At 66.9% G+C, this 1,464-nt stretch carries 1 protein-coding gene; it reads right to left on the bottom strand.

All coding sequences use genetic code 11. The features are described 5' to 3' along the window. Positions 1-1,464: tetratricopeptide repeat protein (locus ELR45_RS15835; protein WP_165367813.1), on the bottom strand; the 1,464-nt coding region annotated here is incomplete at both ends.

Below are 1,464 nucleotides of genomic sequence, written 5' to 3' on the forward strand. Positions count from 1 at the left end.
TCCCGGCTTCGACGTGACGGTCGCCGACGTCGCGGCTCACCGTGAGAGCCTCCAGATGGTGAAGGACGGCCTGTTCATGATCACCGGAGGCCGACCGGATGTTGCCGAGGTTAGTGCTGGCCAGGGCTATGGTCGGAGCGTTGTTGATCTCGCGTCCCATGACCAGTCCGCGTTGCGCCGACTGGAGTGCGTCGTCGTTGGCCCCGAGGAGAAGCTGGACGTCGGACATGTTGACCAGGCCGCTCGCCTGCATGTAGCGATCATTGATCCGCACGGCCTCCTCGAACGCCATGCGGTGATACGTCAGAGCGTCGTCGAGCCGCCCGGCTCGTCGATAACAGACGGCGAGGTTGTCCAGCGTCGTCGCTATCGCATGACCGTTCTCCGCGGCACGTCCGAGCTCAAGCGAACGATGAAACCGTTCGATACCGTCGGATATCCGCCCGAGGTGCACGGACATGATGGCCAGGGCATTGACTGCGGATGAGGCGCCGAACAGGTCGCCGGTCTCCTTCAGCGCGGTTTCGGCACGCTCCAGATGGGTGCTGGCCTCGTCCCAGTCGTTGAGCCGGACCAGGATCTGCCCGAGGTCGAGATCGGCTCGGGCCTCACCGACGTCGTCGCTGCGGGAACGCGCGGCGTCCAGCGCGAGACGATGCAAGAGCTTGGCCTCGCGATACCGGCCGAATCGGTTGAGCCACCAGGCAACTCCCTCGGAAAGGTGGACGGCGAGGTCTGGCTGGCCCAGTTCCGTTCCATGGCCGGCCAACGTGAGGATGTTCTCCACGTTGGACTCGAGCCAGGCTCTGGCGCCGTCCTCGTCGATGTCCGCCGGATCGGCCGGTACCGGAACCCGGCGTCTGCGGTTCCCGACGGTCGCGTTCGTGACCTCATGCGCCCTCCAGACCATGTCGACGTAGTGGGTGCCAAGCCTTCCCAACGCGGCGTCGCGCTCGGTGGGACGGTCGTGGTCGTAGGAGCGGTCGAGCGCGTAGGTGCGGACGAGGGCGTGCAGGGCGTAGCGACCTGGTCGTGGCCGGCTCACGAGGTGGTGTGTGAGGAGGGCGTCGAGATCGTCTTGCACGTGCCCCGCGCCGTGATCGGTGAGCGCGGCGACAGCGGCGGTGTCGAGGTCCGTGCAGGGATGCGCGGCCAGCATTCGCAGAGTGGCCTGCGCACTCGGTGGAAGGGCGGCATAGGAGAGGTCGATGGTGGCGTGTACGGCGTCGTCGAGACGGAGAGAGTCTCGACGACGGCGCAAAGGTTCGAGGTGGTCCGCGAGCGCCCAGCTCGGCTTGGTGGCGATACGGGTGGCGGTCAGGCCGACGGCCAGTGGGAGGCATCCGGAGGCTTCGACCAGTTCTGTGGCGGACGCGAGATCGGTGTCGATGAGCTCCGGCCCGGCCACGTCGCGGAGCAGCGTGACTGCCTCCTCGGATGAGAAGACGTCGAGCGGCAGCCGGA

This window comes from Phytoactinopolyspora endophytica, assembly GCF_004138495.1.
In the GTDB taxonomy this organism is placed as follows: domain Bacteria; phylum Actinomycetota; class Actinomycetes; order Jiangellales; family Jiangellaceae; genus Phytoactinopolyspora; species Phytoactinopolyspora endophytica.